17 protein-coding genes are annotated in these 26,288 nt (G+C 52.4%); 7 read left to right on the top strand and 10 right to left on the bottom strand.

The window, feature by feature from the left end:
- Positions 1-48: 48 nt before the first annotated feature.
- Positions 49-1,101, bottom strand: a complete 1,053-nt coding sequence (locus tag SH668x_RS15285) for a hypothetical protein (RefSeq protein ID WP_437185931.1) — start codon at positions 1,099-1,101, stop codon at positions 49-51.
- Between the two features lie 541 nt (positions 1,102-1,642).
- On the opposite strand from SH668x_RS15285, the gene SH668x_RS15280 reads away from it, so the two are divergent.
- Complete coding sequence (locus SH668x_RS15280) at positions 1,643-3,415, top strand: flagellar basal body P-ring protein FlgI (RefSeq protein WP_437185930.1); 1,773 nt, start codon at positions 1,643-1,645, stop codon at positions 3,413-3,415.
- Positions 3,416-3,606: 191 nt separating this feature from the next.
- Complete coding sequence (gene smc / locus SH668x_RS15275) at positions 3,607-7,365, top strand: chromosome segregation protein SMC (protein ID WP_437185929.1); 3,759 nt, start codon at positions 3,607-3,609, stop codon at positions 7,363-7,365.
- Between the two features lie 119 nt (positions 7,366-7,484).
- Here the strand turns inward: smc and SH668x_RS15270 are convergent, their stop codons facing one another.
- Both SH668x_RS15270 and SH668x_RS15265 read right to left on the bottom strand, forming a co-directional pair.
- Positions 7,485-8,861 (bottom strand): 3-deoxy-D-manno-octulosonic acid transferase, encoded by a 1,377-nt coding sequence (locus SH668x_RS15270; protein ID WP_437185928.1) that lies wholly within the window; start codon positions 8,859-8,861, stop codon positions 7,485-7,487.
- A 177-nt stretch (positions 8,862-9,038) separates the two neighbouring features.
- Entirely contained in the window at positions 9,039-9,770 is a 732-nt protein-coding gene (locus tag SH668x_RS15265) for an SDR family oxidoreductase (RefSeq protein WP_437185927.1), read from the bottom strand.
- Between the two features lie 134 nt (positions 9,771-9,904).
- On the opposite strand from SH668x_RS15265, the gene SH668x_RS15260 reads away from it, so the two are divergent.
- Positions 9,905-11,224 carry a CCA tRNA nucleotidyltransferase gene (locus SH668x_RS15260; protein WP_437185926.1) on the top strand — a complete coding sequence of 440 codons (1,320 nt, stop codon included), beginning with the start codon at positions 9,905-9,907 and terminating at the stop codon, positions 11,222-11,224.
- A gap of 116 nt (positions 11,225-11,340) precedes the next feature.
- Here the strand turns inward: SH668x_RS15260 and SH668x_RS15255 are convergent, their stop codons facing one another.
- Positions 11,341-12,648 (bottom strand): glucose-1-phosphate adenylyltransferase, encoded by a 1,308-nt coding sequence (locus tag SH668x_RS15255; protein ID WP_437185925.1) that lies wholly within the window; start codon positions 12,646-12,648, stop codon positions 11,341-11,343.
- A gap of 512 nt (positions 12,649-13,160) precedes the next feature.
- On the opposite strand from SH668x_RS15255, the gene SH668x_RS15250 reads away from it, so the two are divergent.
- Positions 13,161-14,096, top strand: coding sequence for a hypothetical protein (locus SH668x_RS15250; protein ID WP_437185924.1), 936 nt, complete (start codon positions 13,161-13,163; stop codon positions 14,094-14,096).
- Between the two features lie 118 nt (positions 14,097-14,214).
- On the opposite strand, the gene SH668x_RS15245 is transcribed toward SH668x_RS15250, so the two are convergent.
- The 6 genes from SH668x_RS15245 to SH668x_RS15220 all read right to left on the bottom strand — a co-directional run bounded on the left by SH668x_RS15245 (position 14,215) and on the right by SH668x_RS15220 (position 22,712).
- Positions 14,215-14,583, bottom strand: a complete 369-nt coding sequence (locus tag SH668x_RS15245) for an Hpt domain-containing protein (protein ID WP_437185923.1) — start codon at positions 14,581-14,583, stop codon at positions 14,215-14,217.
- Positions 14,584-14,802: 219 nt separating this feature from the next.
- The gene (locus tag SH668x_RS15240) at positions 14,803-14,970 is read right to left on the bottom strand and encodes a DUF1328 domain-containing protein (RefSeq protein ID WP_437185922.1); all 168 of its coding nucleotides are present in this window, start codon (positions 14,968-14,970) and stop codon (positions 14,803-14,805) included.
- Positions 14,971-15,074: 104 nt separating this feature from the next.
- Positions 15,075-15,962, bottom strand: coding sequence for a DUF1571 domain-containing protein (locus tag SH668x_RS15235; protein WP_437185921.1), 888 nt, complete (start codon positions 15,960-15,962; stop codon positions 15,075-15,077).
- A gap of 485 nt (positions 15,963-16,447) precedes the next feature.
- Positions 16,448-17,980, bottom strand: coding sequence for a sigma-54-dependent transcriptional regulator (locus SH668x_RS15230; protein WP_437185920.1), 1,533 nt, complete (start codon positions 17,978-17,980; stop codon positions 16,448-16,450).
- Positions 17,981-18,314: 334 nt separating this feature from the next.
- The gene (locus SH668x_RS15225; RefSeq protein WP_437185919.1) at positions 18,315-20,621 is read right to left on the bottom strand and encodes an ATP-binding protein; all 2,307 of its coding nucleotides are present in this window, start codon (positions 20,619-20,621) and stop codon (positions 18,315-18,317) included.
- A gap of 420 nt (positions 20,622-21,041) precedes the next feature.
- Complete coding sequence (locus SH668x_RS15220; RefSeq protein ID WP_437185918.1) at positions 21,042-22,712, bottom strand: hypothetical protein; 1,671 nt, start codon at positions 22,710-22,712, stop codon at positions 21,042-21,044.
- Between the two features lie 328 nt (positions 22,713-23,040).
- Here SH668x_RS15220 and sppA point away from each other — a divergent pair, with 328 nt between their 5' ends.
- The 3 genes from sppA to dprA all read left to right on the top strand — a co-directional run bounded on the left by sppA (position 23,041) and on the right by dprA (position 26,275).
- Positions 23,041-24,057, top strand: a complete 1,017-nt coding sequence (gene sppA / locus SH668x_RS15215; protein WP_437185917.1) for a signal peptide peptidase SppA — start codon at positions 23,041-23,043, stop codon at positions 24,055-24,057.
- A 92-nt stretch (positions 24,058-24,149) separates the two neighbouring features.
- Positions 24,150-25,037, top strand: a complete 888-nt coding sequence (gene truB / locus SH668x_RS15210) for a tRNA pseudouridine(55) synthase TruB (RefSeq protein WP_437185916.1) — start codon at positions 24,150-24,152, stop codon at positions 25,035-25,037.
- A 77-nt stretch (positions 25,038-25,114) separates the two neighbouring features.
- Positions 25,115-26,275: a DNA-processing protein DprA gene (gene dprA / locus SH668x_RS15205; RefSeq protein ID WP_437185915.1), complete on the top strand. Its 1,161-nt coding sequence runs from the start codon at positions 25,115-25,117 to the stop codon at positions 26,273-26,275.
- Positions 26,276-26,288 lie beyond the last annotated feature (13 nt).

Here is a 26,288-nt window from a genome sequence, read left to right as displayed (position 1 = left end):
TTTGAGACAGTTCAAATTCCGCACACGGACAGTGATTCGCTTGCAAATTTACGCTGCTTCCTGGTCGCCAGAATTTTCTGGTCGAGATCGTTTCCTGATTCGTCGAGGTTGTTGGGAATTGAGAATGCGAACAGTTGATTCCTCAATCCTGATAATGCGTCCACCGAGATGTTCGATTCGCTGCGAGACTTCATGTGTCGTCTGCTGCATCCCACCGCCGATGAGAGTGACGACTCCCAGCAACAGGAGCATCTGTCCGGCGGTTGACATCAACCAGCCAGTGGATGCGTATTGTTCGATCTCTCCAAAGTATCCCCACAGCACAAAGACGGTGCCGACGGTCAGGAGACCGACGCCGGAGTACGCCATCAACTGGCCCCAAACTGCTTCTGCTTTTCCGGGGTAGATGGTTTTCTGAGGTGCCACTGAACTGAGTTCGAAGTGGGGAGGTTGAATCACAGGCTGTGGCTGGTCGATCCGTCGCTTCTTCTTACGACGGGTCTGTGTTGCTTCAGACCTGATAGGTTCATCCGAAGACTTTGCAGATGTCTCGACCGACTTTGACGAAGTTTGAGGAGCGGTCGACTCTCCGGTTCCGGATGCGATCACTTTCTCGAGTTTTTGTGGGCGTTGCAGCGGATCTTTTCGAGTCGGGATCGGTCCAGCAGGAGCATCGTGCTGACTGTCCAGTCGGAGTTTCTTTTTAGGAGCCGATTCAGCGGGAGTCGATTCAACAGCGGCTGGAACAGTCTTCTCGACTCTGGCGATTTCTTCAGCGGGAGTTGTTGGAGTAGTTACGGGGGACAGACCCGCGACTGAGGCAACGAATCGGGGTTTTTCAACTGGAGTCGGGGCCGGAGTCAGTACAGGCTGAGTCTCAGCGGCGCTGCTAGGGAGCCCTTCTGTCTTCTCAGGTTTCGTGCCGAGCGACTGTTGTTCCCGTGCCCATCGCTCCAGAAATTCCCGCGCGGATTTTGTTTCAGGGTGAAGGCTGGGAGCGAGAACCTTGCGAACCGGTTGACCGCAGTTCGTGCAGAGCAATTGCTGACCGTCCGCAGAAATTTCTGTCGCGACGTCAGATAAACATTGTTCACACCACATCCCTGTGATCCTGCTAGGCGCCCTATTGAATCCATGGTGAGTATTGAAGTCTGCCCAAATCTCTTCATGAGACATGAAATGCAGAAACCTCATCACTCAGTTGTGGTCACTTCCATCCTGGAAGATTCTCGGAAGATGAACTGTGCTCAATGGAAGTTGAGTGTGGAGTCATCGGGAAACCGCACAAATGAAAGACGACCGGAAGGATCGGGAACATAAAACAGTGTCTTGTTCAGGGTCAATAGGAATTGAAATTGCCGGTTCTCGGAGAGGGATTTCAGCGAAAATTGCTGGCGATCGGTGAATATTGCAGCATTCACAGCTTCCAACCTCATTTCCTATTGCTCGCCGTTTTCTGTTCATGATATCCATGCCAGTCACTTCAAAGTTCCCCCCCGAATTCCCAATCCCACCTTCAATTTGAATGACGCTGCCCATCAGGATGATGTGCAGATCCTTCAGGAATGTGATTCCCATGCAGGCAAGACGCCTCTTCACACTCTGTTCGCTTCTCCTGCTGATAAGCATTGGTTGCAGCGAGATGAAAGTTGGTTCCTTCGGAGATAAGGAAGCAGCGCAAGAGAAAGCACGAAACGCCAAAGTGCGCTCTGCCATCAAGGGAGATAATGGTCATTCCAAATTATTGGGAGACTACATCAAGATTGGTGGAAACGAGTACATTCTTGTTCAGGGAGTCGGATTGGTCGACCGTCTGAATGGAACTGGAGAAGATCCGCCCGCGAGCGCACTTCGTACCATGTTGCTTGAAGATTTGCGTCAACACAAAGTGAGCGAGCCTCAAGCTTACCTGGCTTCACCGAATACAGCACTCGTTGTTGTGAAGGCATACATTCCCCCGATCTGCAAAAAAGACGAGTTGATCGATATTGAAGTAGTGCTTCCAGATGGAAGTGAAGCAACCAGCCTGGCTGGTGGATGGCTGATGCCGTGTTACCTGCGGGAGATGCAAAAACTGGAAGGCCATGTCCATGAAGGACGCCAGATTGCGATTGCGTCCGGTCCGGTTCTGATCGATGCACTTTCTGAAAACACAGATTCATCAGCCGTTTCCCATAAAAAGGGCCGAATTCCAGGGGGAGCCCGCTATCTGGGTGATAACCGGGATCTGGCGATCGGAATTCGCAGCGACTACGCGACAGTGCGTATGTCCCGACAAATTGCAGACAGAATCGGAACCCGGTTCCACGATTATAATGAGCATGGAATCCGACGACCGTTGGCTGTCCCTAAGACGAATAACCGTCTCGATCTCATCGTTCACAACAGATACACGAACAATTATCCACGTTATCTGCAGTGCATCCGGTCGATGTCGCTCACCGAGACCCCTGTCGATCGACATATCCGAATTCAACAACTGCAGGATGAAGTTCAGTTCGGTCCGACGTCTGAATGGGCTGCCCTTCAATTGGAAGCGATCGGATCCGAAGCGGTTCCTGCACTCAAGATGGGGCTTTCCTCCCCGGATTTAGAAGCGAGGTTCCACTCTGGAGTGGCGTTGGCTTATCTCGGACATACAGATGGTGTCAAAGTTCTCCACGAAGCAGCGGAGAAAGAGCCTGCGTTCCGTGTCTTTGCATTAGCAGCACTCTCGACGATTACCGACGGGGACGCTGCCGGGGCACTGCGTGAGCTGATGAATAACGAGAGCGTGGAAACGCGTTATGGTGCGTTCCGTGCGTTTTCGACAATGGCTCCAGACGACCCGTTTATTGTGGGCGAGAAACTCGAAGGCAACTTCTCGCTTCATCCCATCGAATCAACAGCCAAACCGCTGGTCCATCTGACCCGGTTTAAGAAAGCGGAAATTGTTGTGTTCGGTGACAAGCAGGAATTCATGACTCCGCTAGTTCTGCGTGCCGGCCACCGAATCATTCTGCAGAATAATGCTCATGGTGATAAAGTCATCATCAAACGCATCGCAGTGGGCGAGCAACCCAAACAACGGGAAGTGTCAACTCGTGTTGTGGATGTAATTCGGGCCTGCAGCGAACTTGGCGCGAATTATCCGGACGTGGTCGAAATGCTAATTCAGGCTGAACGGCAACGAAATCTCCCCGGTCAAATTGCGATTGACCGACTCCCCGAATCTGGGCGAATTTATGATCGGCCAAAAGCGGGCTCAACGACGTCTGAACCGAAGGATGAGGGCGTTTCACCTTCAGGAGTCGCCGTCGGCAGTGAAGGATTGTTGCCGAACCTGTTCGATGAACAGCCACCCGAAAACATGGTGATTAAGGAGCAGGTTAAGCCAGTCCCATCAAAACCAGAAAAGCCGACTCTCCGCGAATAGTGTTTTGAGGTAAAACGTCCAGCATCGAGCATGCTGGACGTTTCACTCACTCCGCGTGAAGTTCCTCAAGTTCGATTACTTTTTGGTTCCTGATTTTTTCCTCTCCCGTTCGAACGTCGTTTTCATTCGAATTTCGAGAGGGCATCCACCGGAACCACACGAAAACTGGTACAGGTCACGCTTCCAATCACATGTTAAAGTCCCTGGAACTCTTTGGATTCAAGAGCTTCGCTGATCGAACACTGTTCGAATTCGCGCCGGGGATTACTTGTGTTGTCGGTCCGAACGGAAGCGGCAAGAGCAACGTTGTCGACGCAATCAAATGGATTCTGGGAGACCAGAGTGCAAAGAGTTTGCGCGGCAAGGAAATGTCTGACGTCATCTTCAATGGATCGGCTGGGCGTCGAGGGAGCGGCTTTGCAGAAGCGACGCTCACTTTTGACAACAGCCAGGGACTTTTCGGGATTGATACTCGAGAAGTTCAGATCGGACGTCGGCTCTATCAGAGCGGTGATTCCGAATATCTACTCAATCGTGCTCCCGTCCGGTTGAAGGACATTCGTGACCTGTTTATGGGAACCGGGGCAGGGACCGCCGCCTACAGCATCATTGAACAAGGCCGCGTTGATCAGATTCTGCAGGCGAATCCAACAGCCCGTCGAGCGGTCTTTGAAGAAGCGGCTGGAATCAGCAAATTCAAAGTGCGTCGAGTGGAAGCGGAACGTCGACTGGAACGTGTCGCTCAAAACCTGCTCCGTCTCACCGATCTGGTCGATCAGGTTGAATCGCAGCTGAACTCGACCAGAACTCAGGCCAGCAAAGCTGCCAAGTACCGCGAAGTGTCGAATGAGCTGAAGGCTGCCTGGACAGGATTGGCTGCTGACGATTGCCGGATGTTATCTAACAAACTGGATCTTCAGCTCACCGAACTGGAGCAGATCGAATCGACCCAGTCTGCGATGCAGATTGAGATCGAAGAAGTTGAACTGCGAAAGCGTGAAACAGAATCACGGATTGTCGAACTGGATCAACAGTTGCAGCAGCATGAACGCAGCATTTCCAATGCTCGTGAATTAATTGCTGCCAATGAATCGACAATCCGGCACCAGTCTTCCCGACTGCATGAACTTGAAGCAGATTACCTGAAGCTGCTGCAACAGCGTCATCCGCTGACACGGCAGGCGGAACTGGCAAAGGTCGAACTCGAGACGACATCAGAGCAGTTACACGCATTCGAACTGAGCCTGCATACATCGCAACAAGAAGTGAAAGAACGCGAAGAGCAGCTGACCCAGTTACGGCAGCTCGCGCAGGAACGACGAGCTCAACTGGAACTTCGCCGATCCGAATTAGCGACCATCCAGAAGGAAAAACTGCAGCTCAATGAACGGAAGGTTGCTCTCGAATCTCAAACGGAATCGATCGCGCAGAACTATCAGCTTGAAGAAATTCGATTGCAAAGCTTGATTGAGCAGCTTGAACACAGCCGCGCCCTGCAAGCAAAAAACGAAGCAGACCTCGCCGAAGCGAAAGCGGCACTCGAGATTAGACATTCTCTTCTGACAGAGGCCCAGCAGGCCCAATGGAAGACGATTCAGCAACGAGAAGAGACTGAAACACAGCTGGCTTCCATGCGAGAGCGTCGCAGTGCGGCTGAAGCCCGTTTGACGGTGTTGGAAGAGCTCGAGTCCAAGCAAGAGGGAATTGCAATCGGGGTTCGGGAGATTTTGCATCGGGCAGAAAATTCGCACTATCCCCCGTGGAATCGAATCCTCGGAACAGTTCGGGATCTTCTAGAAGTGCCGATGGACCTGGCTCCGATTATCGACGCTGCGCTGGGAGATCGAGCACAACTGATCGCCATGAGCGATCTGGGGCCATTGCTCGACTATTTGAACCTCGGTGCGCCTCCGATTGAGGGACGCGTCGGGTTTGTCTCCATTCGTCCGGTCGAAGCAGGGGAGGAAGCTGATCAGCCGACTCACATCAACGCCTTCGGCAACGTAATTGACAACGTTGATTTAACTGGTTTGCCCGGGGTTTACGGGCGTGCGGATAGACTGGTTCAGGAGCGAGAACGATGCACCGGACTTGCTGAACGAGTCCTGAGCGACACGTGGATCGTCGAATCGCTCTCACACGCGAGGAACTTGATCGCAGCTCACCAGATTCCGTTGCGATTGGTGACGCTGCAAGGAGAGGTCATCTCCACAGGCCAACAACTGCACGTTGGAACGATGCCGCACGAGGCATCGATCATCTCTCGGAAGAGCGAGCTCAAACAGCTCAAGAATGAAATTCACCAGCTGCAGCGGAACATTGAAACCGCGACCCAGCGAGTTGAAATTCTTGGCGAAAAACACGAAGCCCGAACGGGGGAACTTGATCAGCTCGGAGATCAACTCAAACAGCTTTCACAAGTGGCCACAGAACGGGCCACCCAGCTCGCCGGTCAAGTGAGCGATGTGCAGCGAATCGAGCGAGAACTGGCAGAACAACAGCAGGTTCTCGATGGGCATCGTCAACGTAGTGAATCGATTCAGGTTGATGCTACGAATACAATTGCCCAGCTAAATTTGAGTGATTCGCAGATCAGCGAACTTCGAAAGAAGCTGGATGAAGACGAGACTCAAACCATCGAGTTACAGCGGCTTCTTGATCAGACGCAGCTTGAAATCAAATCGCAACAGTTGGAGTTGGGGCAGCATGAAGAGCGTCAACGCGGGTTGCGTCAGATTCAGGCGCGATTGAATCGCGATCAGGAACAGCGTCTCCGGCAGCTTGAAGAGTTGGTTCAACGCTGCTCGGAGATTCGACAGCTTCGCCGTCGTCTGAATTTCGAAGTACTCAATGCTCAAGGAGCAATCGCTTCACTGGCGTTAACACTGGAACAAGCAACAACCCTTGCGAGAACTTTGACGAATGAACGTGCTCAGCTCCGCGCGGCCAGATCGCAAATCGCCAAAGAGGAAGAGGCTCGTTACCAATCACGTCGTAAGATTCAGGAGAAGGAACACTCGCTGAATTTCGAGATTCAAAAGCAGCGAATGCAACTGACGACACTTGCGGAACGGATTCAGGAAGAATACCAGATCTCTTTGGAAACGCTGGTCGATTCCGATGTGTCTGCATACCGGGCATTTCTCATCGAACGGTACGGGTCCGTCGATGAAGTGGAATCGCAACACCCAATTGAAGAGGGATTTGCAACTGAAGAAGAAGGTTCGCATCATTTGTCGTCTGTTCCTCGGCCATCCTATGAAGACGTGCGAGAGGAGCTTGAAGCACGTGTCGATCGCCTTCGCCGAAAACTGAAGATGATGGGGAACGTCAATACCGATGCGCTGGAGAATCTGGAAGCCCTGGAAAATCGGTACTCCACTCTCGCGAACCAGCTGAAGGATCTGCAGGAAGCCAAGGCATCGCTCGAAGATATCATCCGCCGGATCAACCACGAGAGTCAGCGAATCTTTCTCGAGACGTTCGAAGTCATTCGGGGTCACTTTCAGGAGTTGTTTCGAAAGCTCTTCGGGGGTGGTGACGCGGATATTCTGTTGGAAAATACCGATGACGTGCTCGAATGCGGAATTGAAATCGTCGCGCGTCCACCCGGAAAAGAACTCCGTTCAATGTCATTGCTGAGCGGCGGAGAAAAGACCATGACTGCGGTTGGATTGTTGTTTGCGATGTTCCGCAGCAAGCCCAGCCCGTACTGCATTCTTGACGAAGTTGATGCGGCACTCGACGAAGCCAACGTCGACCGCTACGTCACGGTTATTAAAGAGTTCGTGGCGATGACTCAATTTGTTGTCATCACTCACCGCAAACGAACGATGACGGTTGCCGACGTCCTGTATGGGGTGACAATGGAACAGGCTGGGGTGTCGAAACGCATCGCTGTGAAGTTCGAAGACGTCCGCGACAACGGTGAGATTCGCTCTGCCGCGTAGACCGGTTCAGGCGATCGATGAGCAGGGATGAGCAGGGATGAGCAGGGCCGGTCTGAATGGACACAATTCAGGGGGGCGTTGCTGCTCCCACGAATTACGACATCATACTGATGCAGACGTTACTGCACCTGTTTTGGATGACGACTGAAATTCGCTGGGAGAGAGTTCAGGATAAGGCGGATCGTTCGCTCTGTCGCTCCCTTTTGGCTGAGTACCAGCTCTTTGGCTTTGCGTCCCATCTCTTCTGCCGCCGGCTGATCAGTCAGCATCGCACGGACAAAGTTTTCCAGTTCTATTTCCGTCTGCACTCGGCGTGATGCATTCTGAGCAAGCAGAAGTTCCACGATCTGTTTGAAGTTCCACGTGTTGGGACCAAAACAGACAGCGGCTCCGAATGCGGCCGGTTCGAGCATGTTCTGTCCACCTCGGTTTGTGAAACTCCCTCCGACGAAGGCGATGTCGGCCAGTCCCCAGCATGCTCCGAGTTCTCCAACTGTGTCGAGTAATCCAATCGCTGGAATGTCGCAACTTCCTTTGATCAATTCGCGGCTCGAACGTTGAAGCACTGAAACGCCGCTCTGTCGAATCATTTCGACAAGTTCGCGACCACGTTCAGGGTGACGCGGCACAATGATCATCCGCAGACATGGAAATTCCTGAATCAGAGCGAGGTAAGCGGAGAGTGCATAGCGTTCCTCAGGCGCCTGCGTGCTGCCTGCGACGAAGATGGGCGAGGACTCGTCAAATTGCAACCAGTTTCGAAGCTCCAAAGTGACAGGATTCGCTGGATTTGTTGCAACTCCATCGAACTTGATCGACCCGGTGACGCAAGTCGTCTGTGCATTTGCTCCCAATGCACAGAACCGATCGCGATATTCTTCCGTCTGGACACCGATTGCAGTAAATGCGGAAAAAATCCTGCGGATCAATGGACCGAGTTTCGAGTAGCCCTTGAAGCTCTTTTCGCTCAATCGCCCGTTGATCAGCACGAGCGGAATCTGTAGGCGAGATGCGGTCAGAATGAAGTTCGGCCAGATCTCCAGTTCGACAAGTACGATCATGTCCGGACGAACGCGACGAAGTGCGTTCCGCACAGCCCAGCTGAAATCGAGTGGAAAGAAACCGACATCACAACCAGTCAATTTCTCTTTGGCGACCGCGTACCCTGTTTCTGTCGTGGTCGAAATGAAAATACTGACGTCGGGCAGAGAGACTTGTAGATGGTCGACGATCTGTCGGAGTTGCAGGACTTCTCCTACGCTGACGGCATGTAACCAGATCCGTGGACCGATCCGCTCATCGTTGGATTGTGACGTGGGGAGTCGGCCAAGCAGCTTTTGTCCCCATCCAATTTTGTACTTGCCAGTGCGAACCCGCTTCCAGATCACCATTGGCAACGCCAGGATCACGAGAAGGCCATAGCAGAGATTCAGCACGAGCGACAACACGATCTTCCCTGATCGGATGGGGCATAGGGATGCAGGAAGTGCTGGCAAGGGTATTGTTTCCCTGACTAGCACTTGCGGATACTACACCAGCCGGAACCGTTGGTAACAGGCGAATTTCCTTGAGGGATTCGATGAAGTCCGCAATCAGCGTCGCGAAAAGCTCTCGCTGATGTCCGTGATTCTCCGCTCAGGTAAGGAGCCTGCGTTTTTGAGTTCGATTTGTGATTAGATGAACTCAGCGACAGTCGGCTTGATGATGATGTCGGGGACGTGTGCACGTGGTGGAAGCTGAACGATCGACAGGACCATCGCTGCAATGTCTTCAGGCTGAAGCATTGTGGCACGATGTTCCGCAGTCGGCATGACGGGGCGGAACTCCATGATGGGAGTCTCTACTTCACCGGGGTACACATTGGTGACACGGATTCCGTTATTGCGTTCTTCGTGCCCAACGCAGGTTCCCAGAGCGGTCATCGCAAATTTTGATGCGTTGTAGGCCACTCCACCCAATGGGCTCGCTCGCAATCCAGATACGGAAGAAATGTTGACGATGATTCCGTCTTTACGTTCCCGCATCTGGGGCAGCGTGGCGTAGATGGTGTTGAAGGCACTGGTCGCGTTGACCTGCATCACCTTATCCCAGTCGTCGGGAGAAATATTCGACATCATCCGTTTCGGGGTATTGATGCCTGCTGCATTGAGCAGAATATCGATTCGCCCCAGCGTCTGAGTGGCCCATTCGACCAGTTCAAAGGCTTGTTCTCGCACCGAAGCGTCAGCTGGATGCACTTCGATCGCAGGAGTTCCTGAAAAGCTGGCAGCAACTTTTTCCAATGGCTCACGTCGTCGACCCGAAATTGCGACTTTGCAGCCAGCCTGAGCGAGAGAGACCGCACAGGCTGCTCCGATTCCTGATCCACCGCCTGTAATCAACACTGTTTTTCCAGCAATCGACATCGCCAGTCGCCTTTGAAAATCAATTCGTGAAGTCAATCTTTCAAATGAGGTGTCAATGTAACGCCGGAATCAATAACTTCACAGTGGGCCTACTGAATTCTTCCACCGTCGATCTGGTTTTGTGTTGATTGAAAATGTCTTCTGATTTTGCCACTCAGGTCGTCCGCACTCTTGTTGATGCAGGGTTCATCGCGTATTGGGCAGGTGGGTGCGTACGCGATTTACTTCGCGGTGAGATTCCACACGATTATGATGTTGCAACCAATGCCACACCGGAGCAGGTAAGGAATCTGTTTGGTGCGAAACGAACTCTCGCAGTCGGTGAAAGTTTTGGCGTCGTTGTGGTGCTCGGGGCAAAAGGATCGGGCGAAAGTATCGAAGTCGCTACCTTCCGGAAGGAAGGGGAGTATCTCGATGGCAGGCATCCGTCAACTGTCGAGTTTTGTACTGCGGAAGGAGATGCGAGTCGCCGCGATTTTACGATCAACGGAATGTTCTTCGATCCAATGACGAGGCAGGTGCACGATTTTGTCGGTGGCCAGGAAGATTTGAAGCGTCGCATCGTACGTGCAATCGGCGAGCCTCTCGACCGAATGACCGAAGATAAATTGCGGATGCTCCGCGCAGTTCGATTCGCGGCCAAGTTCGAATTCTCGCTCGATCCGCAAACCGCTTCTGCTGTGGTTAGCATGGCTGACCAGATTCGAATGGTCAGCGCTGAACGGATCTCCCAGGAATTTCGAAAGATGCTGGTCGACCGATCCCGAGCGACCGCAATGGAGCTATGTCAGCAACTGGGACTGCTGAGAGTGGTCCTTCCCGAAGTGGAACAGAAGTCCTGCCCATCGCCAGCACGGTGGAGTCAGATCCTGCAGCATCTGGATCAATTAAAGACTGTCTCCTTCGAGGCGGCGATGGCGGCGTTACTCAGAGATGTTCCGGCGCCGTTGGATCACTCGACGAGGGACGCGGTGACGTCGGGAACTGTTCGTCGAGTTTGTCGACGATTCAAATTGTCGAACGATGAAACCAATCGAATCGCATGGTTGTCAGAGAATAAAGCAGCGTTTTCAGGTTTGGATTCAGCTCCGCCTCACCGAGTCAAGCGGTTGGTGGTGGAGCCGGGATTTCCGGAGCTGCTGCAACTGGAACGGACGCTTGCGCAATTGAAAAACGAAGACCTCACGACATTTGCATGGCTCGATGCGTATCTCAAATCGACTCCGCCGAACGAGATTCACCCCGTACCATTGCTGACCGGAAACGATCTCCTTGAACTCGGGTATCGATCCGGGCCTCAGTTCAAAGAGTGGCTCTTTCGCGTGCGGAATGCACAGCTTGATCAGCAGATCCTGACCAAAGATCAAGCGATTGCGCTGGTCAGGGATCTCGCCGCAAATCCAGAATCAACAACTGACTCGCAGACAGGCCCTGATCGTGGAGATCAGGTCTAGAAAGTCGGCCGACCCATTGCATGAATGAATCGGCCGACGAATGCTCATCGTTCTTTCAAGCACGCCTGAATCGGCCAGTCAAGCTGGGATTCGGGGTGATTGAGGAACACTTCGCTCTAGAAATCGCGAGGTTCGATTTTGTCGAGCTTCCAACCGTCTGGCAGAACGGTGTTCTTTGGGATCACGATCACGCCATCACGGATAATCACTGGGCCGCATTGCCCGTCCGGCATATTCGCCTGAGGAGCCCGCACGACGACGTTCTTTCCAATGCGACAGTTCTTGTCGATAATTGCTCCTTCGACAATTGAATCGGAGCCGATTCCGACTGGTGGCAAGTTGGCTCCGCCGCAATGACTGTCTGCTTCTCCGTCGTAAAAGTCGGCGCCCATCATGACAGATCGTCGAATTGTTGATCTGCTACCGATGACGCTGCGAAGTCCGATCAAGCATTCATCGATCTCCGCGTTTTCACTGACAAGGCAGCCATCTGAAATCAAGCTGGCAGTGATTTTCGCTCCATCGATACGTGATGGTGGCAGATATCGTGGACGGGTGAAAATCGGAAGGCCGGGAACGTTCATTTCGAACTGTGGATTCTTCGATGCCAGTTCGAGGTTACATTCGTAGAAGGCCTTGATCGTTCCGATGTCTTCCCAATACCCATCGAACAAGTGAGTCTGCACATGTTTACTACGGATCGATGCCGGAAAGACCTCTTTTCCAAAATCGTGATACGTCGTCTTTTCCAGAGCCTCGATCAGAACTTTCGCATTGAATAGGTAAATCCCCATGCTCGCGAGGTATTGGCGACCATTTGACGGGATCCCTTGCGATTCGATCCACGCGGGATCAGTTCGGAACTGGGAGAGTTCCTTCTCTGTTTTTGGTTTCTCCAAAAAGCCCTGCACGCGACCGGAGTCGTCCAGTCGCATGATTCCAAAGGATGAAGCGAGTTCCTGATCGATGGGCAGGGCAGCGATCGTTACCTCTGCTTTGCTCTTCAGATGCGTCTCGAGCATCTTCTGATAATCCATTCGATAAAGCTGGTCGCCCGAAAGGATCAACACATATTCAACTCCGGGCTGCTGAAGGTATCGCAGTTGCTTGCGGACCGCATCGGCTGTTCCCTGGTACCAATCTACCGACTCGTTCGTCTGCTCGGCAGCGAGGATTTCAACAAATCCGCCAGTAAAGGCATCGAAGTTATATGTTTGTCGAATGTGGCGGTGCAGACTGACGGAATTGAACTGGGTGAGCAGGTAAATCCGTCGCAGATCGCTGTTGATACAGTTGGAAATCGGGATGTCAATGAGGCGGTATTTTCCGCCTAAAGGAACGGCAGGCTTCGACCTTTCAGCCGTTAATGGCATCAGCCGAGTTCCTTTTCCTCCACCGAGAATGAAACAGATGATGTTGCTCATAAAATTCCCTTTGGGAGGCTTATACAATTCTGGGATTGATGTTGGCTATTTTGTCGAACGTATTGCAGAAACGAAAGCCTGAATTTGAGGAAGTCATCACGCAAATTGGGGATTGCATTGTCGCGAGATCAAGTCTGGGGAAATCGCCAGAAACTGCGCAGTTAGAACACGTTTCGATCAGAAGCGGAACATCGGGGGATCAGTCTTTGAATTCCCCGGGGAACCCGGTAGCATCTTCCTGAATAGAAACGCCGGTGAGTTCCAATTGCGGTCGTAGAACTTCGGAATCGACTGCGGTAGAAACGAATTTTTAGAGTGTTTCTCCCGCACTGCTGTGTCGATTTCAAGGTGCTGTCTCGGAATTCGATTCATGGTGTATTGACGGCCTGGTCTGGAGTCGCGATGACCAGAGTTCGCGCGTGTTGGGTGCCGTTGGAGAGTTTTTCAACGTACTCGGGAGCGATATCACTTGTGAATTTTGGACCTGATTCCAGAAGGTAATTTGCGAACCAATGGGCTTGACTGTTTTTAACCTGGGGCTCGTGGGAGAAGTTTCACTCTCAGGGAAAGGTATCGTCAACTCGCTTCTCAGGCAGCCTCGCGTGCGGTTGACGGAGGTCTTTGACACGTGTCTGGCTTCTGCGGAATCGCAGGCTCAGGAGTTTGAAGCGACCTGTTCCCCAAACTTGGCTGGGCTGATCAAAAAAACTCAGGGAATTGTCGTTGCCAGTATCGGTTGGACGGAACTGGAGCCAATAATTCGGGCGGCAGAAATTGAACGTCCTGTTCTGATCCTCAGTCAGGCGCTCGCAGGACTTCAATGTCACCAACTCGCGGAATTGCAGCAATTATCGCTGGAAAAGCGGGTGCTGATTATGCCCGAGATGTTGCATCGCTGGGCTCGATCAACTCTCAGATTGCGAGAATTGACCGCGACTCAGGTTGGGGCGATTGAGAGAGTCGTCGTAGAGTGCGCAACAAATCTCGATTCCCATCAACTGGAGAACGCGATCGATTGGTGCGTCAACGTCATGCAGTCGGAATGTCAAGCGGTGTCAACTGCGAGTGATGGAAAGAGCACAACATTGATATTTCGCCGTGTCGATGGCGAAGGCAAGTTCGTTACCGCGGTTCTGAATTTTCACGACCAGCAGGCGTCTGCGTTTCCGATCATCTCCGCCAAGGTCCAGTGCCGACACGGATCGCTCGAGTTATCCGGAGAGAAGAATCTCTCCTGGCAACATGCGTCGAAGTCACTAACTGAAGTGCTCTCGACAGATCGATCTGCTGGAGATGTGATGTTCGACCTGTTCGGTCGCCGGCTCGCGGGAGGCTTGGTCCCTGTGCCAGAGATCGCCGACGTCATCAAAGCCAGGGCGATCCGGTCAAGCTGCTTCGCAAGTCTGAATGAGCAGGCTGAAGTTCGCGTCAGACCGATATCTGGCTGACGAAAGATCCATTGCCTTTCTCTCGACTGTGGGCAATACGAGCGTCAATTGGGGACCGCTTATAGAGAGCGGTCGAAGCGCGTGTGCTCATTCGCACTTCACCAAGGAACGCCAGCGTCTAGTTGAGCACCTGCAATTTTAGCGCTTCGATGACCTGCTGCATTGTCCGTCGCAATTCCGGAAGCCGTGCAACTGTCCCTTGAAGATCGTGAAGACGGCCACACTTCTCGACTTCAAACGCTGTCGAAACGGCTTCCTCTGCGTCGAAATTCGAGGAAAGGCCTTTTAGGCTGTGAGCGCATCGTGTAATCGACTCGAAATCTCGGGACAACACCGCTGATTCAATCTCGCGTAGCAGTTCCGGCGAATCTTCCAGATAGAAGATTGCCAGTTCCCTGAGCAACTCCTCATCCTGTCCGAGTCGATCAAGTGCGATATTCAGGTGAAGTACAGTGCTCGTCATGAGCATCGGTCGATTAGCTACCATGATCGTTTAACTTCAATTTGCTTGCTTCCGAATAATAACTCGCCCGCTATGAAAGCTAAAATCAGGAAATGAGACAAGACCAACCCGTTAACAGCGATGACTCTGTTGAACATCGCACAACACTGACACTACGCGAAATCCAAACTTCGGTGACCGGAGCAGTGATTTCGAAATTCCATGAGCAGCTTTCGCTCATGGAATTTCGGTTCGCTGTTCCCATTATGCAACTGGGGTTCTACGGCCTGTCAATGCTGAAATCAGGAACAGGATGATAAACACCACGAAACAGATTTTCGCCGCTGTGGCAGCCATCCCTGACAGTCCACCAAACCCTAACACTGCAGCAACTAAAGCGATGACCAGAAATGTGAGTGCCCATGAAAGCATGACTGTTCTCCAAGCTAATCGTGAAAGGGCGCAAGGCTGACTGAGTGACGTGAATAGGAGTTCAAGTGGCTCTGACTGCCTTGCTGTGAAATTACTTAAGGTAGTTACGGATAAAACCCGTAACGATTGGATTTGGCGTCGAAGTCGTCGGACTCGAATTGCTCGACAAATTCAATGTTGTTGTATCGGTAACTATCCAGAATCTGGGGTTCGCCACCCTCTGGGTTCCATTCAAAGTTTTCGAGCTTGATCAGATAGTGGTGATCCGCATCGAAAGAAATTCGCGAACGTGCGTATTCCGGAGAGTGTTCCTGGCTCTTAAAATCGACTTGAAACGTAATGACCGAGTCCCCTTGATCCTCCTCATTCAATCGCAGGATTTCACACGTTGCAACAGGGGCCTGTGACGTCTGATAAAAGTCGTTGACCGTTTGTGTGAGCTTTTCGATTCCGATGTTTGTTAAGGGATATCGCGACTTCTGCATCGCCTGAGGACTGTCAGGCTTCAGGAACCACACATTTCGAAACGCTGTGATCCCACGAGTGGGGTGAGCGAGCAGTCTTCCATTGTTCTGTCCTTCTACGTACAGAACTTCCTGCCCATCCACCTGCCATTTCATGTAGACAGAAAACGGGGCTCTCTGCAGCTTGAAATCGATGAGCTCCACATCGTGTAGCACGTCCCCCTTTTTTACCTGCTGTTGAAGGGTTCCGACATAACCATGTTTGGACGAAATTGCCTCTAAGGAACGCTTGAGGAAGCTTTTTAGCTCAATCAGCTGCGTGTGATTTTGCGGCTCACGTCCAGGGAGGGCTAACGTGTTTTTGATCACTCCAGAGTCTGATTCTCTGATTGTCGGTTTGTTTGCAGTGACAACCGTCGCCTTATCTTCGGCGACAACTTCATCACTGCTAATCGCCAATCGAATTGAAGCCGGGGCCAGCACAATGATTACCGCTGTCGCTAACCTCGCCGTCGTGATCCAATTCATAGTTGGCTTCTATTGAAATCGGGGCTCAGAAACCTGTTGTGATGAGTATCTGGCAAGCCCCGTGCCGAACACGTGATATGGAAACGCTTTTTCGGAAAAACGTGTATTCCTGCGAGTTTCTGAGGTGTTCGACTGCGATGTCGCCCGCATTTAGGGCGCCAAATGGCCGTTGAACGCGCATTTTGAGCGTCAGGCCATCAACGCCCGGGGAGTACGCAGCCTCGCTCGTCACCACTCCTGTGCGGCGTTAGTTGAGGGCCGATGAGTCGAAAGACCGGTAGGTGCTCGCCAGCCCCTCGAGGTTAAATCGATTTTGAACAGGTGGCGAGCTGTCAACGCGAACCAGAAGATCGTGCGACGACGAAGAGAAAAGCCTCCCTGAATCAATGGAGGCTTTTGTGGAGGTCGGAGAAAACGACTCTGAGAATCAGCTGAGTGGCGGGGTTCAAAGTCCTCGAGATCCGCTCTAATCGAGTAGCAATTCGCTACTCGCTGTCGATCGTGATTTTCTTCCCAAAGGAAATGTTGAACGCGGCGATCCGGTCTCGAACCTTTCCGCGGGTGATCCCGAGGATCTCAGATGTTTTTGTTTGATTGCCGCCGGTCTCCTGCAGCACTTTTGTGAACAGGTAGCGCTCCATCACTTCCAGGGTTTCCGCGTACAGGTCTGTTGTACCTTGCAAAAGTCGTGATTCAACGAACTCCTGAAGTTGAATCGTGGGGTGAAACTCACCGTCGTCTTCATTGCCTTCAGGGGGGAGCGTTGCGGTTGTCGAATCAGGTGACTTTTCGCGAATCGCAGGTGAGCTTGGGACTGAGACTGATGTCGACGAGCCTCCGTCGAGAATCGTATCAGGGAGGAAATCCGGCACGATCACCGGGCCTGTTGCTTTGAGAACTGATTGTCGAACGACACTTTGCAGCTCTCGGATGTTCCCCGGCCAAGGGTAATCCTGCAACAGATTGATCGCGTCTTTGGAGATCCCTTCAATCTCGGGCTTGTTCAGCTCCTTGCGAATGCGAGTCAAGAAATACTGCAACAGCAGCGGAATGTCCGCCGGACGATCGCGAAGCGGAGGGAGAGTAATCGTGACGACGTTCAATCGGTAGAAGAGATCTCCGCGAAATGCCGAGGAATCGACCATCTGTTCCAGTGGCCGGTTCGTTGCAGCGATGAGTCGCGCATCTGTCTCGATTGTGTCGTTGCCTCCAACACGTTCGAAACGTTGTTCCTGAAGCAGTCGAAGAACCTTTCCCTGAGTGAGCGGAGACATGTCCCCAACTTCATCCAGGAATAAGGTCCCCCCGTTGCATTGTTCGAATTTTCCAATACGGCGGCGTTCTGCTCCAGTGAATGATCCTTTCTCATGGCCGAACAATTCGGACTCGAGAAGAGTGTCTGGAAGAGCAGCGCAGTTCACTGCCATGAAGGGCTTGTTGGCTCGATCGCTGAAGTGGTAAATCGCACGTGCAACGAGTTCTTTCCCGGTTCCGCTTTCTCCACGGATCAGGACAGTGACGTTCTGCTTCGAAACTCGTCCAATTGATTTGAATACTTCCAGCATTCCACTGCTTCGGCCAATGAACAAGTCACCGGTCGATGTGTTGAGCTTCTCTTCTTCACGAACCGAGACGGCGACTGGCACGCTCATCAATCGACGGGTTTCGAGTGCCTTTGCGACGAGATTGTTGAGTTTGGCCAGTTCGAGCGGCTTTGCGAGATAGTCGTAAGCCCCCATCTGCATCGCTTCGATAGCGGTCTCGCTTCCCGCGTCAGCTGTGATGAAAATCACCGGCAATCTCCGGTCGATCTCTGTGATGCGAGCGAAGGCTTTGAGCCCGGACATCTGGGGCATCAGGATGTCGAGGAGAACGACATCCGGCCGACGCGATTCAACGAGTTTTAGGCCTTCTTCTGCTGACGTCGCAGTCAGAACTTCAATGTCGAGCTTTTCAAGTGATCGCTGCACAATGTGAAGTGCGGAACGATCGTCATCAATAATCAACACTAAAGCCATGAGATATTTCTCGGAGGTCAAGTCGCCCTGAGATTTTAAGAGAGAGCCGCCACCACGTGCTGTCGGAGTCCAACACGAGTCTCTCTACATTATCGTTTCGATATGCTAGTTGATGATCGCCTCCACTGAAAAAGGAGACAGTTGAAGTATTTTGCCTCAGTGAGTGGCGGAGTGTCTGCGTCGCCCGTACGTGAAGTGATCAACATCACTGTAAAAAAGATCATAATCACTTAGATCCTGCGGCGAAACGGACATCACCCAATCTCTTTGCAGAAACGAGAATCCTCGAATAGCGAAAGATTTCGGTTTTTGTGGATTCGTCGCTGGCGCACGGTTACGAGCGTTGCCGAATTTCACCACTGCATGCTTGAAGAGCACTGATCAGCAATGAGTGTTGGATCGGCTTTGCGATGTATCCCGAGCAACCGACTTCAATACAGCGTTCGCGGTCGCCCTCCATCGCGCTGGCTGTCAGTGCGATTACCGGGATGTTCTGGCCGAGTTCTCTGAGTTTCTCTGTTGCTTGATATCCGTCCATCACCGGCATCTGGATGTCCATTAGCACGAGATCAAACGGTTGGGATTTATCAGCGTCGAGAACGGCCTGAACAGCCTCCTTGCCGTTGTCAACAACCCGCACCTCCAGAACGACCGGCGCTAACATTCTTTTCAGCATAAACTGAACGCTGGGGGTGTCCTCTGCGACAAGGACTTTGATGGGGATCTGGATATTTACGGAGTCGCCCGACTCCTTGAGGTGTTGCTGGTAGGTCGCCGCGTCCGTCGAGACAAAGCTGACTCTCTCAATCGGCAGTGCGATCGTGAAGGTACTACCGACTCCGACCTGACTGCTTACGGTCAGCTTGCCCCCCAGTAACTTGATGAGCCGTTGGCTGATCGTGAGACCTAGGCCGGTGCCACTGGCACGTCTGCGGCTAAGTCCGTCGACCTGTTTGAATGCTTGAAAGATCACTTCAAGATGCTCGGGCGGAATTCCAACTCCGGTGTCCGAGACGGAAATGACGAGGTTCAGGCTACTCCCTTCCGTCCTGCACTGGAATTTCAGAGCGATATGACCCTTGTCGGTGAATTTGATGGCGTTTCCAATCAGATTGAACAAAACCTGTCGCAACCGGATCGGATCGGTGAGAATGGTCTCAGGAAGGTAATTGTCGTATTCGATGAGCAGCTCCAGATTCTTGTCATTGATCTGAGGCTCCCAAAGCGCTTTCATCTCGGTGATGATCGCGATGATCGAACACTGTTCTTTGTTGATTTCAAGCTTGTCAGCTTCAATCTTTGAAAGGTCGAGGACGTCGTTCAGAATGCCTGTGAGTAGTTGGCATTGAGACCGGATGGTGCTGGCGGTTGCGTGGGCGTCTCCATGCTTCAGTTCGCGGCAGAGGCTGTCCGCACAGCCGAGAATTGCAGTGAGAGGAGTTCGAATTTCATGGCTCATGTTGGCCAGAAACTCGCTCTTGGCCCGATTCGCCTGCTCAGCCGTCTGCTGTGCGTCCTTGAGTCGACGCTCCGCGCGGACGCGTGCTGTCACGTCGTTCTGAATCCCAACGAAATGGCTGATCTCACCCTCGTCGTTTTCGACGGGAGAGATTTGAAGGTTGTTCCAGAAAGGGGTTCCGTCCTTCCGATAGTTGAGGATCGTCACCTGACATTCCTTCCGCTCGCGGATCGCCTCACGGATGGTTTTCACGGTCTCTGCGTTCGTGCCGGCCCCTTGTAAAAATTTGCACGATCTTCCGATCACTTCAGAGGATGGATACCCGGTCAGTTCTTCGAAGGCAGGATTAACGTAAATTATGGGATTATGCGGAAGTCTGGAATCGGTGATGATGATCCCGTTTTTCACAGCTTCGATCGCTCGCGTGTTGACTCGCAGCGATTCCTGGTCGATGACCAGATCGGTCACATCCAGATCGACTCCATAGATGCGATTTTCTTCTCCATTGGGACCATAGGAAACGGCGCCGCGAGTCTGAAGAAAGCGATATCCTTTGCCATCAACGTAAAAGCGAAAAACGCTGGTAAAATTCGTCTTTTTGTTAATTGCTTCCTGGATTTGCAGTTCCAGTTCCGCCTTGTCGTCCGGATGGACATTCTTAATGAACTGATCGAATCGCAGTTGATTGGAAGGGATTTTCAATCCGGTGATTTCCAGGCACGCTTGATCCATCCAAAGTGCGTTCGTGAGCAAATTCCAGCTCCATGCTCCCATTCTACCAGCCTGCATTGCGATTCGGAGTCGGTCGTCGTGCTCCTGAAGTCGAAGGTTGACGAGTTGCAACTCCAAAGCGCTTTCACGGATTTCATGTTCCAGCTCGGTCTGACGTCTGATCTTTTTCAGAACGGGCATAGCGAAGATGAGTGCAATCAGCGTCGCCCAAGAGACAATTGCCGTCACGATTTTAATCGTGTTGGAGAACGGGGCGAGAGGACCGACGACGATGATGGAGTCGAGAAGTTGCAGCGTCGCTGTCGTCAAAAAGAGGGCTGCGAGAAAAAACCAGACGCGGGCGAGTGCAACGTCTGTTCGTTTTTTCAGCAGACTCCACAGAACAATTGGAATCAATACGAAAGAAGCGAAGATCAGCACATCTGAGATTGCATGAATCCAATTAGTCATAGTTACGGATTCCAGCGATCCTGCTAGTTGCCTGTGAAGCTGAACGTAATCGAAGATTTGAGCACTTTCGATCCTTCGCGCTTTGGGATGCCTGTGTTGAAAGCAACGCTCCTTTTTGAGGACCGGTCACCTGTCCTTGTCGGAGCCCGCTGCGATCCACTCAATCTTCTCACAGGAATTCCTTCGGAATATGCCAGAATTCAAAAAAGAACTAAAATAAAAGCCCGTTTTGGCAATTGATTGATCGGATGGCTTTGCGGAGAAGGCCCCCTGTTTTCAGTTGAGTTGAAGCAGCCTGGCTGAACAGGAGCGAGTATTTGTCTTGAAATTCGGCGAGGGATCGAGAGCGCAAACAAAAACCACTGCGAACAGAACTGTCCGCAGTGGTTTGACTTAGAATGAACTCGAATGATCTCGAGTTTAGTCGAGATCAATGTGGCTGCTTGGGGCTGCCGTGAAAGTTTCCATCGTTTCGACGCTGGAGAACAGATAGAGCCGGCCCTTGTACCACACCGCATGCTCCAGAGAACCCGGAAGCTGCTCTCCCGTTAATGCTGCGTGAATGGGGTCACATCCATTCGAGGCAGGAGCATACTTGCTGGGCTCGGCCTGGAATTTTTTCATCGCTTCTGGAGATGAAACCTCATAGGACGTTCCGTTGTGAGTCACAACAAATTCCGCAGACGCTTCAATCAGATTTCGTTCGTCACGCAAGGCAACAGGACAGAATCCTTTTAACCCTTTCAGGTCTTTTCGAGAAGCAATCTTCTCGAGTTTGCTAGCGGGACTTTCGGCCTTGGGGGTCGAAGTAACGCCGAGATTAAGGTCTGGGGCACTGCTGGCGACCTGAGTCGGCTTGGCAGATGGCTGCACAATGGGGAGTTCAGATTCAGCAGGAAGCTGTAGTGGAGCGGGTTCCATTTGCTTTGCAGGGAGTGCTGGCAAATCCATTGGATGCACGACAAGTTTCGAGTCGCTGCTCGCTGGTGACTCGATTTTCGGAAGCGATGTATCCAGAGCGGTCAAACTCGCTGCATTTTCGTTTGGCATGGAAGGGACAGAGTCCATTTCCAACGACAGTCCGGTATAGGGCTGATTCACAGGCTCAGCGGGCTTCGCCACCGCTGGTGCCGGGGAAGGGGTGGCAATTTCAGGGCTCGTAGCGACTTGCTCGGATTTCTTGTCCGCGGGGAATAGCTCCAAGAATGGATCGGCATTTGGTTTGGGTGTCGATGCGTCCGATGGTGGTGGCACGACCAGGGACATTGCTGCGGATGGTTCACCGGGGGCAACTGCTGGAGGGATACTCGGAATGGATTGTTGCGATTCCAATTTCGGAAGACGGACAACGCCGGCAGGCTCATCTTGCGATGCGACTTCAGTCAGTGTTGACTGGGGCAATTCGTTGAGAGGAGGGATTGTAGTGGTGGGCGATTCGAACGAACCGGTCTCAGTTGATGCTGTTTGAAGGTCCCGACTTCCAGTTGTGAGTGGCGGAATCGGAGGAATGCTATTCTCTGAGATTGGAGCATTCTGGACGTTGATCAATTGAGGTTCGATCCCCGGAATGCGTGGAGGAATCGATGGGATCTCCATGCCAGAGGCGGCAGGCGCCGGTGGTGGAGAATTCGGAATCGATGCCGGAGGAAGGCTCGGAATAGATCGTGTATTCGCCTGAGGATGATCCGAGGCCTTTGGGTAGACCATTCCAGGGTCGACTGGCGCTGTTGTTGGAGCGCCTTTAAATATTCGACCGATCCGTTCAGTGAATCCCGGCCCTCGCGAAGTCTGGTTGTTATTGACGGGGTGGTTCGCCGAAGGGCGAGATGAGTCGTAGTTGCTCATCTGTGTCTCTTGCCCAGCAGCAAGCTGTACTTGTTGCGGGGCCTCGGAAATGGAGTGCATCTGCGGATTCTGGATCGGCAACAGTCGAGGTTGCTGAGCCCCAACTGGCTGCAACTGGCCCGGAGCGGATGGGTTGGTCGGGACTTGAGCGAAGGCGAGAGCGTTGAGTGAACAAAGTGCCAACCCCGTTGCTGAAGCCAGCACAATGGGGCGAGTTTGCGCGAGAAGGTTGGGATGAAGTGTCATCTCTCGAGTGCTCCCAGGTAGATCGAATTCGACGTCCCGATCAGCGGTGATCGCTCTTGTGATCTCGTGAGGGACAGGCAGGACGAATTCTGAAATGTTGTTCAGCACCTTGCTGAATCTGCTTGGAGTTCCGAAACTTTCGGCAGCGTTGCGAAGAAGTCGGACAATTCCTACAGCCGTTACTACTGGCTGCTTTGGAAATATCGTCTGGCTGATTAAGATGACGTGACGGGGGTTGATCGAATTGAATTCGATTCGATCCGAAGATTGTGAGAAAGCTGCACAGGCGAAAATATCCAAAAACCCTATTTAGGTACCCTATTTTCACATGAACGCACTGACAACAGATGGGAATCCGCCTGTCCACACCGCTGGCCGTCGATCTGGCTGGAAGACCTGGGTGATTGGCTTCTTGGTACTTGTGCTGCTCAGCTCATTCGCCCTGAATCTGATGCTCGGGTCAATGCTTTCGGTTTACATGACAACCGAAGATCCTCCGATAGAGCAGTACCACTCCGGAGACAAAAAGGCTTCCGCAAAAATCGCTCGGATCGTGACTGATTTCACGATCATGCCCCCCCACACACATCGTCTGATCGACACCATCAAGCACGTGGCGAAAGATGATGACGTCAAGGGGATCATGCTGGTGATCGACAGCCCGGGAGGGCTCGTCTCTGATAGCCACCAGATCTACCACGAGTTGATGAAGCTGAACAAAATTAAGCCGATTTATGTGTCGATGAAGGGAATCGCTGCTTCCGGAGGCTATTACATCGCGATGGGAGCAGGGCCCGGATCTCCCATTTACGCCGAGCCGACAACATGGACCGGATCCATTGGGGTCATCATGCCTCGCTATGACGCCAGCGAGCTCGCCAAGAAGGTAGGAATCACGAGCGACTCACTTGTGACTGGACCATTCAAAGAGACACTCAGTCCTTTTAAAGCAATGAGTGAGAGTGAAAAGGCTGTTTGGGACGCGATTCTGAATGATTCCTTTCAACGGTTTCTGGCTGTGATCGATGACAGCCGGGAGAACCTGGATCGCAAGCAAGTCGAAGCCATCGCAACGGGGCAGGTTTATACCGCGAATCAGGCGTTGGAGAATGGGCTGATCGACAAGATTGGCTACGAGGAGGACGCGATTGAAGCGCTCAAGTTGAAGCTGGGGCTTTCCGAGGCCAAGGTTGTTGACTTCACGTTCCCGAAATCGCTTTCGGAAACTCTCCTCGGTGCCACTGCCGACCTATCCAAAGCACAAGATCCCGTTTCTCGACTCATCGATCTGAGTACTCCACGGGCCATGTACTATTTTGGCTCGCCAATTGGACTGGCGAAGTAGTCGATTGCACTTGAGAACTGCCGACGCTTCTTACGACAGGCGTCGGCAGTTTTATTTTTATAAGCTTTTTTGACGAATAATTTGCTGCGAACATGTTTGGACTTTTGAATCTCAATAAGCCGGCTGGCTGTACTTCGCGTGACGTGGTTTCGAAGGTGGCGCGACTCGTCGGTCGAAACTACAAGGTGGGCCACGCAGGAACCCTCGATCCGCTCGCGACCGGGGTACTCGTCGTCTGTGTCGGGCCAGCGACTCGGCTTGAACCTTTCATCCACGAACATCAGAAGAGCTATGAGGCGGAGTTCATTCTCGGGTGTCGTAGCGACACTGATGATACAGACGGTGTCGTGGAAGAAGTGCTGGTTGACCCTGAATTGAGTGCAGAGCAGATTCGAGAATCACTCCCGGAGTTCATCGGGAAAATTCAGCAAGTTCCTCCCGCTTATTCCGCAGTCAAAGTTAACGGCAGACGGGCGTATCAAGTGGCTCGCGAAGGCGCCGTCTTTGAATTGGCAGCTCGGGAGGTGGAAGTGAGCCGACTCGAGCTTACGAGCTTCGCATTCCCGAAGTTTTCGTTATCGATCGACTGTGGAACAGGGACCTACATTCGTTCAATCGGTCGAGACCTCGCCCGCAAGTGGGGAACGGAAGCTGTTATGAGTCGCCTTGTGCGCACTCATGTCGGTCCATTTCATGTCGAAGATTCTGCTGACACAACGACACTCTCTCTGTCAAAAGTGCGGGAATTACTCATCTCTCCGCTGGTCATGTTAGATCACATTCAGAAAGTGATCGTTTCGGAGCTTGAAGCTCAACAACTTCTGTTCGGGCAAACTCTCCCTTGGCCGGCCGACCTTCCTCAGGCGAGCGAGGCGAAGCAGAATTACGCTGCGATCAGCCCCGATCACAGGCTGGTCGGAATGTTGGAAGAAAAAGCAGGGAGACTCGCTCCTCAAATTGTCTTTCGCATGAAAGAATAGACTTGGGTGATGAACCATTCGGGCAACTCGAGTTCGTCGCTCTGTCCTTTCAAACTTCATGCGAAAGCGGGCCGCTGATGCAGAACGTCGATGAGAAACCGCAGCTTGATCGTGAAAAGCTGGCACTCCTGCAACTGAATTTGACGGCTGGTGTTGGTCCTCGGCTGCAATCTCTTCTTTTGAATCATTTCGGAAATGCAGAGTCTGTGTTTTCTGCATCGGGGACCGAACTGCTGCGAGTCGATGGCATTGGCCCCAAGGTGTCTGTCGCAATCACGAACGGGCAGAATTTTCTCGAAGCGGAACTCGAATGGCAACGTTGCGTTGAATCCAATACTCAGCTGATCTTTCGCAATTCCAGCGACTACCCCGGTTCGCTACAGGAAATTCACGATCCCCCATTAGTTCTCTACGTTCGCGGGGATTTGAAACCTCAGGATATGTTGGCGGTCGGTATAGTCGGGTCGAGAAACTGCACGCACTATGGTCGCACGCAGGCACACCGATTCGCTCAGCAACTGGCCTTTGCTGGCGTGACGATCATCAGCGGTTTGGCGCGTGGGATTGATGCATCTGCTCATCAGGGAGCCCTTGATGCGAATGGAAGAACACTCGCTGTCTGCGCTCCCGGTCTGAACCAGATTTACCCCCCAGAGCATCGAGACCTGGCATCAACAGTCTCGCAGCACGGGGCGTTGCTGACTGAGTCTCCCTTGCAGCGGACCGCACTCCGTGGGCTCTTTCCTCAACGAAACCGTGTGATCGCGGGGCTGTCGCTGGGAGTTCTTATTGTTGAGGCGAATCGCAAAAGTGGGGCGTTACACACCGCTCGACATGCGATGGAGCAAGGGCGCGATGTCTTCGTCGTACCGGGGCGAATCGATTGCATTGCGAGCGAGGGGTGTCATGACCTCATTCGGGATGGAGCAATTCTCGTTCGCCACGCCGATGACGTGCTGGAGTCGCTTGGTCCTTCGGTAAAGCCGGTGCCGGTGTCGGATGCGACGAGCAATCCAGCGAAAGGGAAGCAGGTTGTTGGAGTGGCCAGAGAGTTGGTACTCAACGAGCAAGAGTTCACAATCCTGAACCTGATTGAATTTGCTCCGACGTCAATCGATTCGGTATTGGCAAAAGCTGGGATGGAGTTTTCTCGGGCACTCTCCACAATAACGGTACTGGAGATGAGGCGTCTCGTGCGTCGTCTTCCCGGAAGTTACATTGAACGCGTGACTGGCTGAGATTGGCCAGTAA

Source organism: Planctomicrobium mucosum (assembly GCF_051466335.1).
Classification (GTDB): domain Bacteria; phylum Planctomycetota; class Planctomycetia; order Planctomycetales; family Planctomycetaceae; genus Planctomicrobium.
Note: the sequence above shows the minus strand (reverse complement) of the source record. Positions and strands in the feature narration are given on the sequence as shown.

Coding starts and splice junctions, on each gene's coding strand:
- SH668x_RS15285 (WP_437185931.1), bottom strand. CDS start 1,101: ATGTGGTGTGAACAATGTTTATCTGACGTCGCGACAGAAATTTCTGCG.
- SH668x_RS15280 (WP_437185930.1), top strand. CDS start 1,643: ATGAAAGTTGGTTCCTTCGGAGATAAGGAAGCAGCGCAAGAGAAAGCA.
- smc (WP_437185929.1), top strand. CDS start 3,607: ATGTTAAAGTCCCTGGAACTCTTTGGATTCAAGAGCTTCGCTGATCGA.
- SH668x_RS15265 (WP_437185927.1), bottom strand. CDS start 9,770: ATGTCGATTGCTGGAAAAACAGTGTTGATTACAGGCGGTGGATCAGGA.
- SH668x_RS15260 (WP_437185926.1), top strand. CDS start 9,905: ATGTCTTCTGATTTTGCCACTCAGGTCGTCCGCACTCTTGTTGATGCA.
- SH668x_RS15255 (WP_437185925.1), bottom strand. CDS start 12,648: ATGAGCAACATCATCTGTTTCATTCTCGGTGGAGGAAAAGGAACTCGG.
- SH668x_RS15250 (WP_437185924.1), top strand. CDS start 13,161: ATGGGCTTGACTGTTTTTAACCTGGGGCTCGTGGGAGAAGTTTCACTC.
- SH668x_RS15245 (WP_437185923.1), bottom strand. CDS start 14,583: ATGGTAGCTAATCGACCGATGCTCATGACGAGCACTGTACTTCACCTG.
- SH668x_RS15240 (WP_437185922.1), bottom strand. CDS start 14,970: ATGCTTTCATGGGCACTCACATTTCTGGTCATCGCTTTAGTTGCTGCA.
- SH668x_RS15235 (WP_437185921.1), bottom strand. CDS start 15,962: ATGAATTGGATCACGACGGCGAGGTTAGCGACAGCGGTAATCATTGTG.
- SH668x_RS15230 (WP_437185920.1), bottom strand. CDS start 17,980: ATGGCTTTAGTGTTGATTATTGATGACGATCGTTCCGCACTTCACATT.
- SH668x_RS15225 (WP_437185919.1), bottom strand. CDS start 20,621: ATGACTAATTGGATTCATGCAATCTCAGATGTGCTGATCTTCGCTTCT.
- SH668x_RS15220 (WP_437185918.1), bottom strand. CDS start 22,712: ATGACACTTCATCCCAACCTTCTCGCGCAAACTCGCCCCATTGTGCTG.
- sppA (WP_437185917.1), top strand. CDS start 23,041: ATGAACGCACTGACAACAGATGGGAATCCGCCTGTCCACACCGCTGGC.
- truB (WP_437185916.1), top strand. CDS start 24,150: ATGTTTGGACTTTTGAATCTCAATAAGCCGGCTGGCTGTACTTCGCGT.
- dprA (WP_437185915.1), top strand. CDS start 25,115: ATGCAGAACGTCGATGAGAAACCGCAGCTTGATCGTGAAAAGCTGGCA.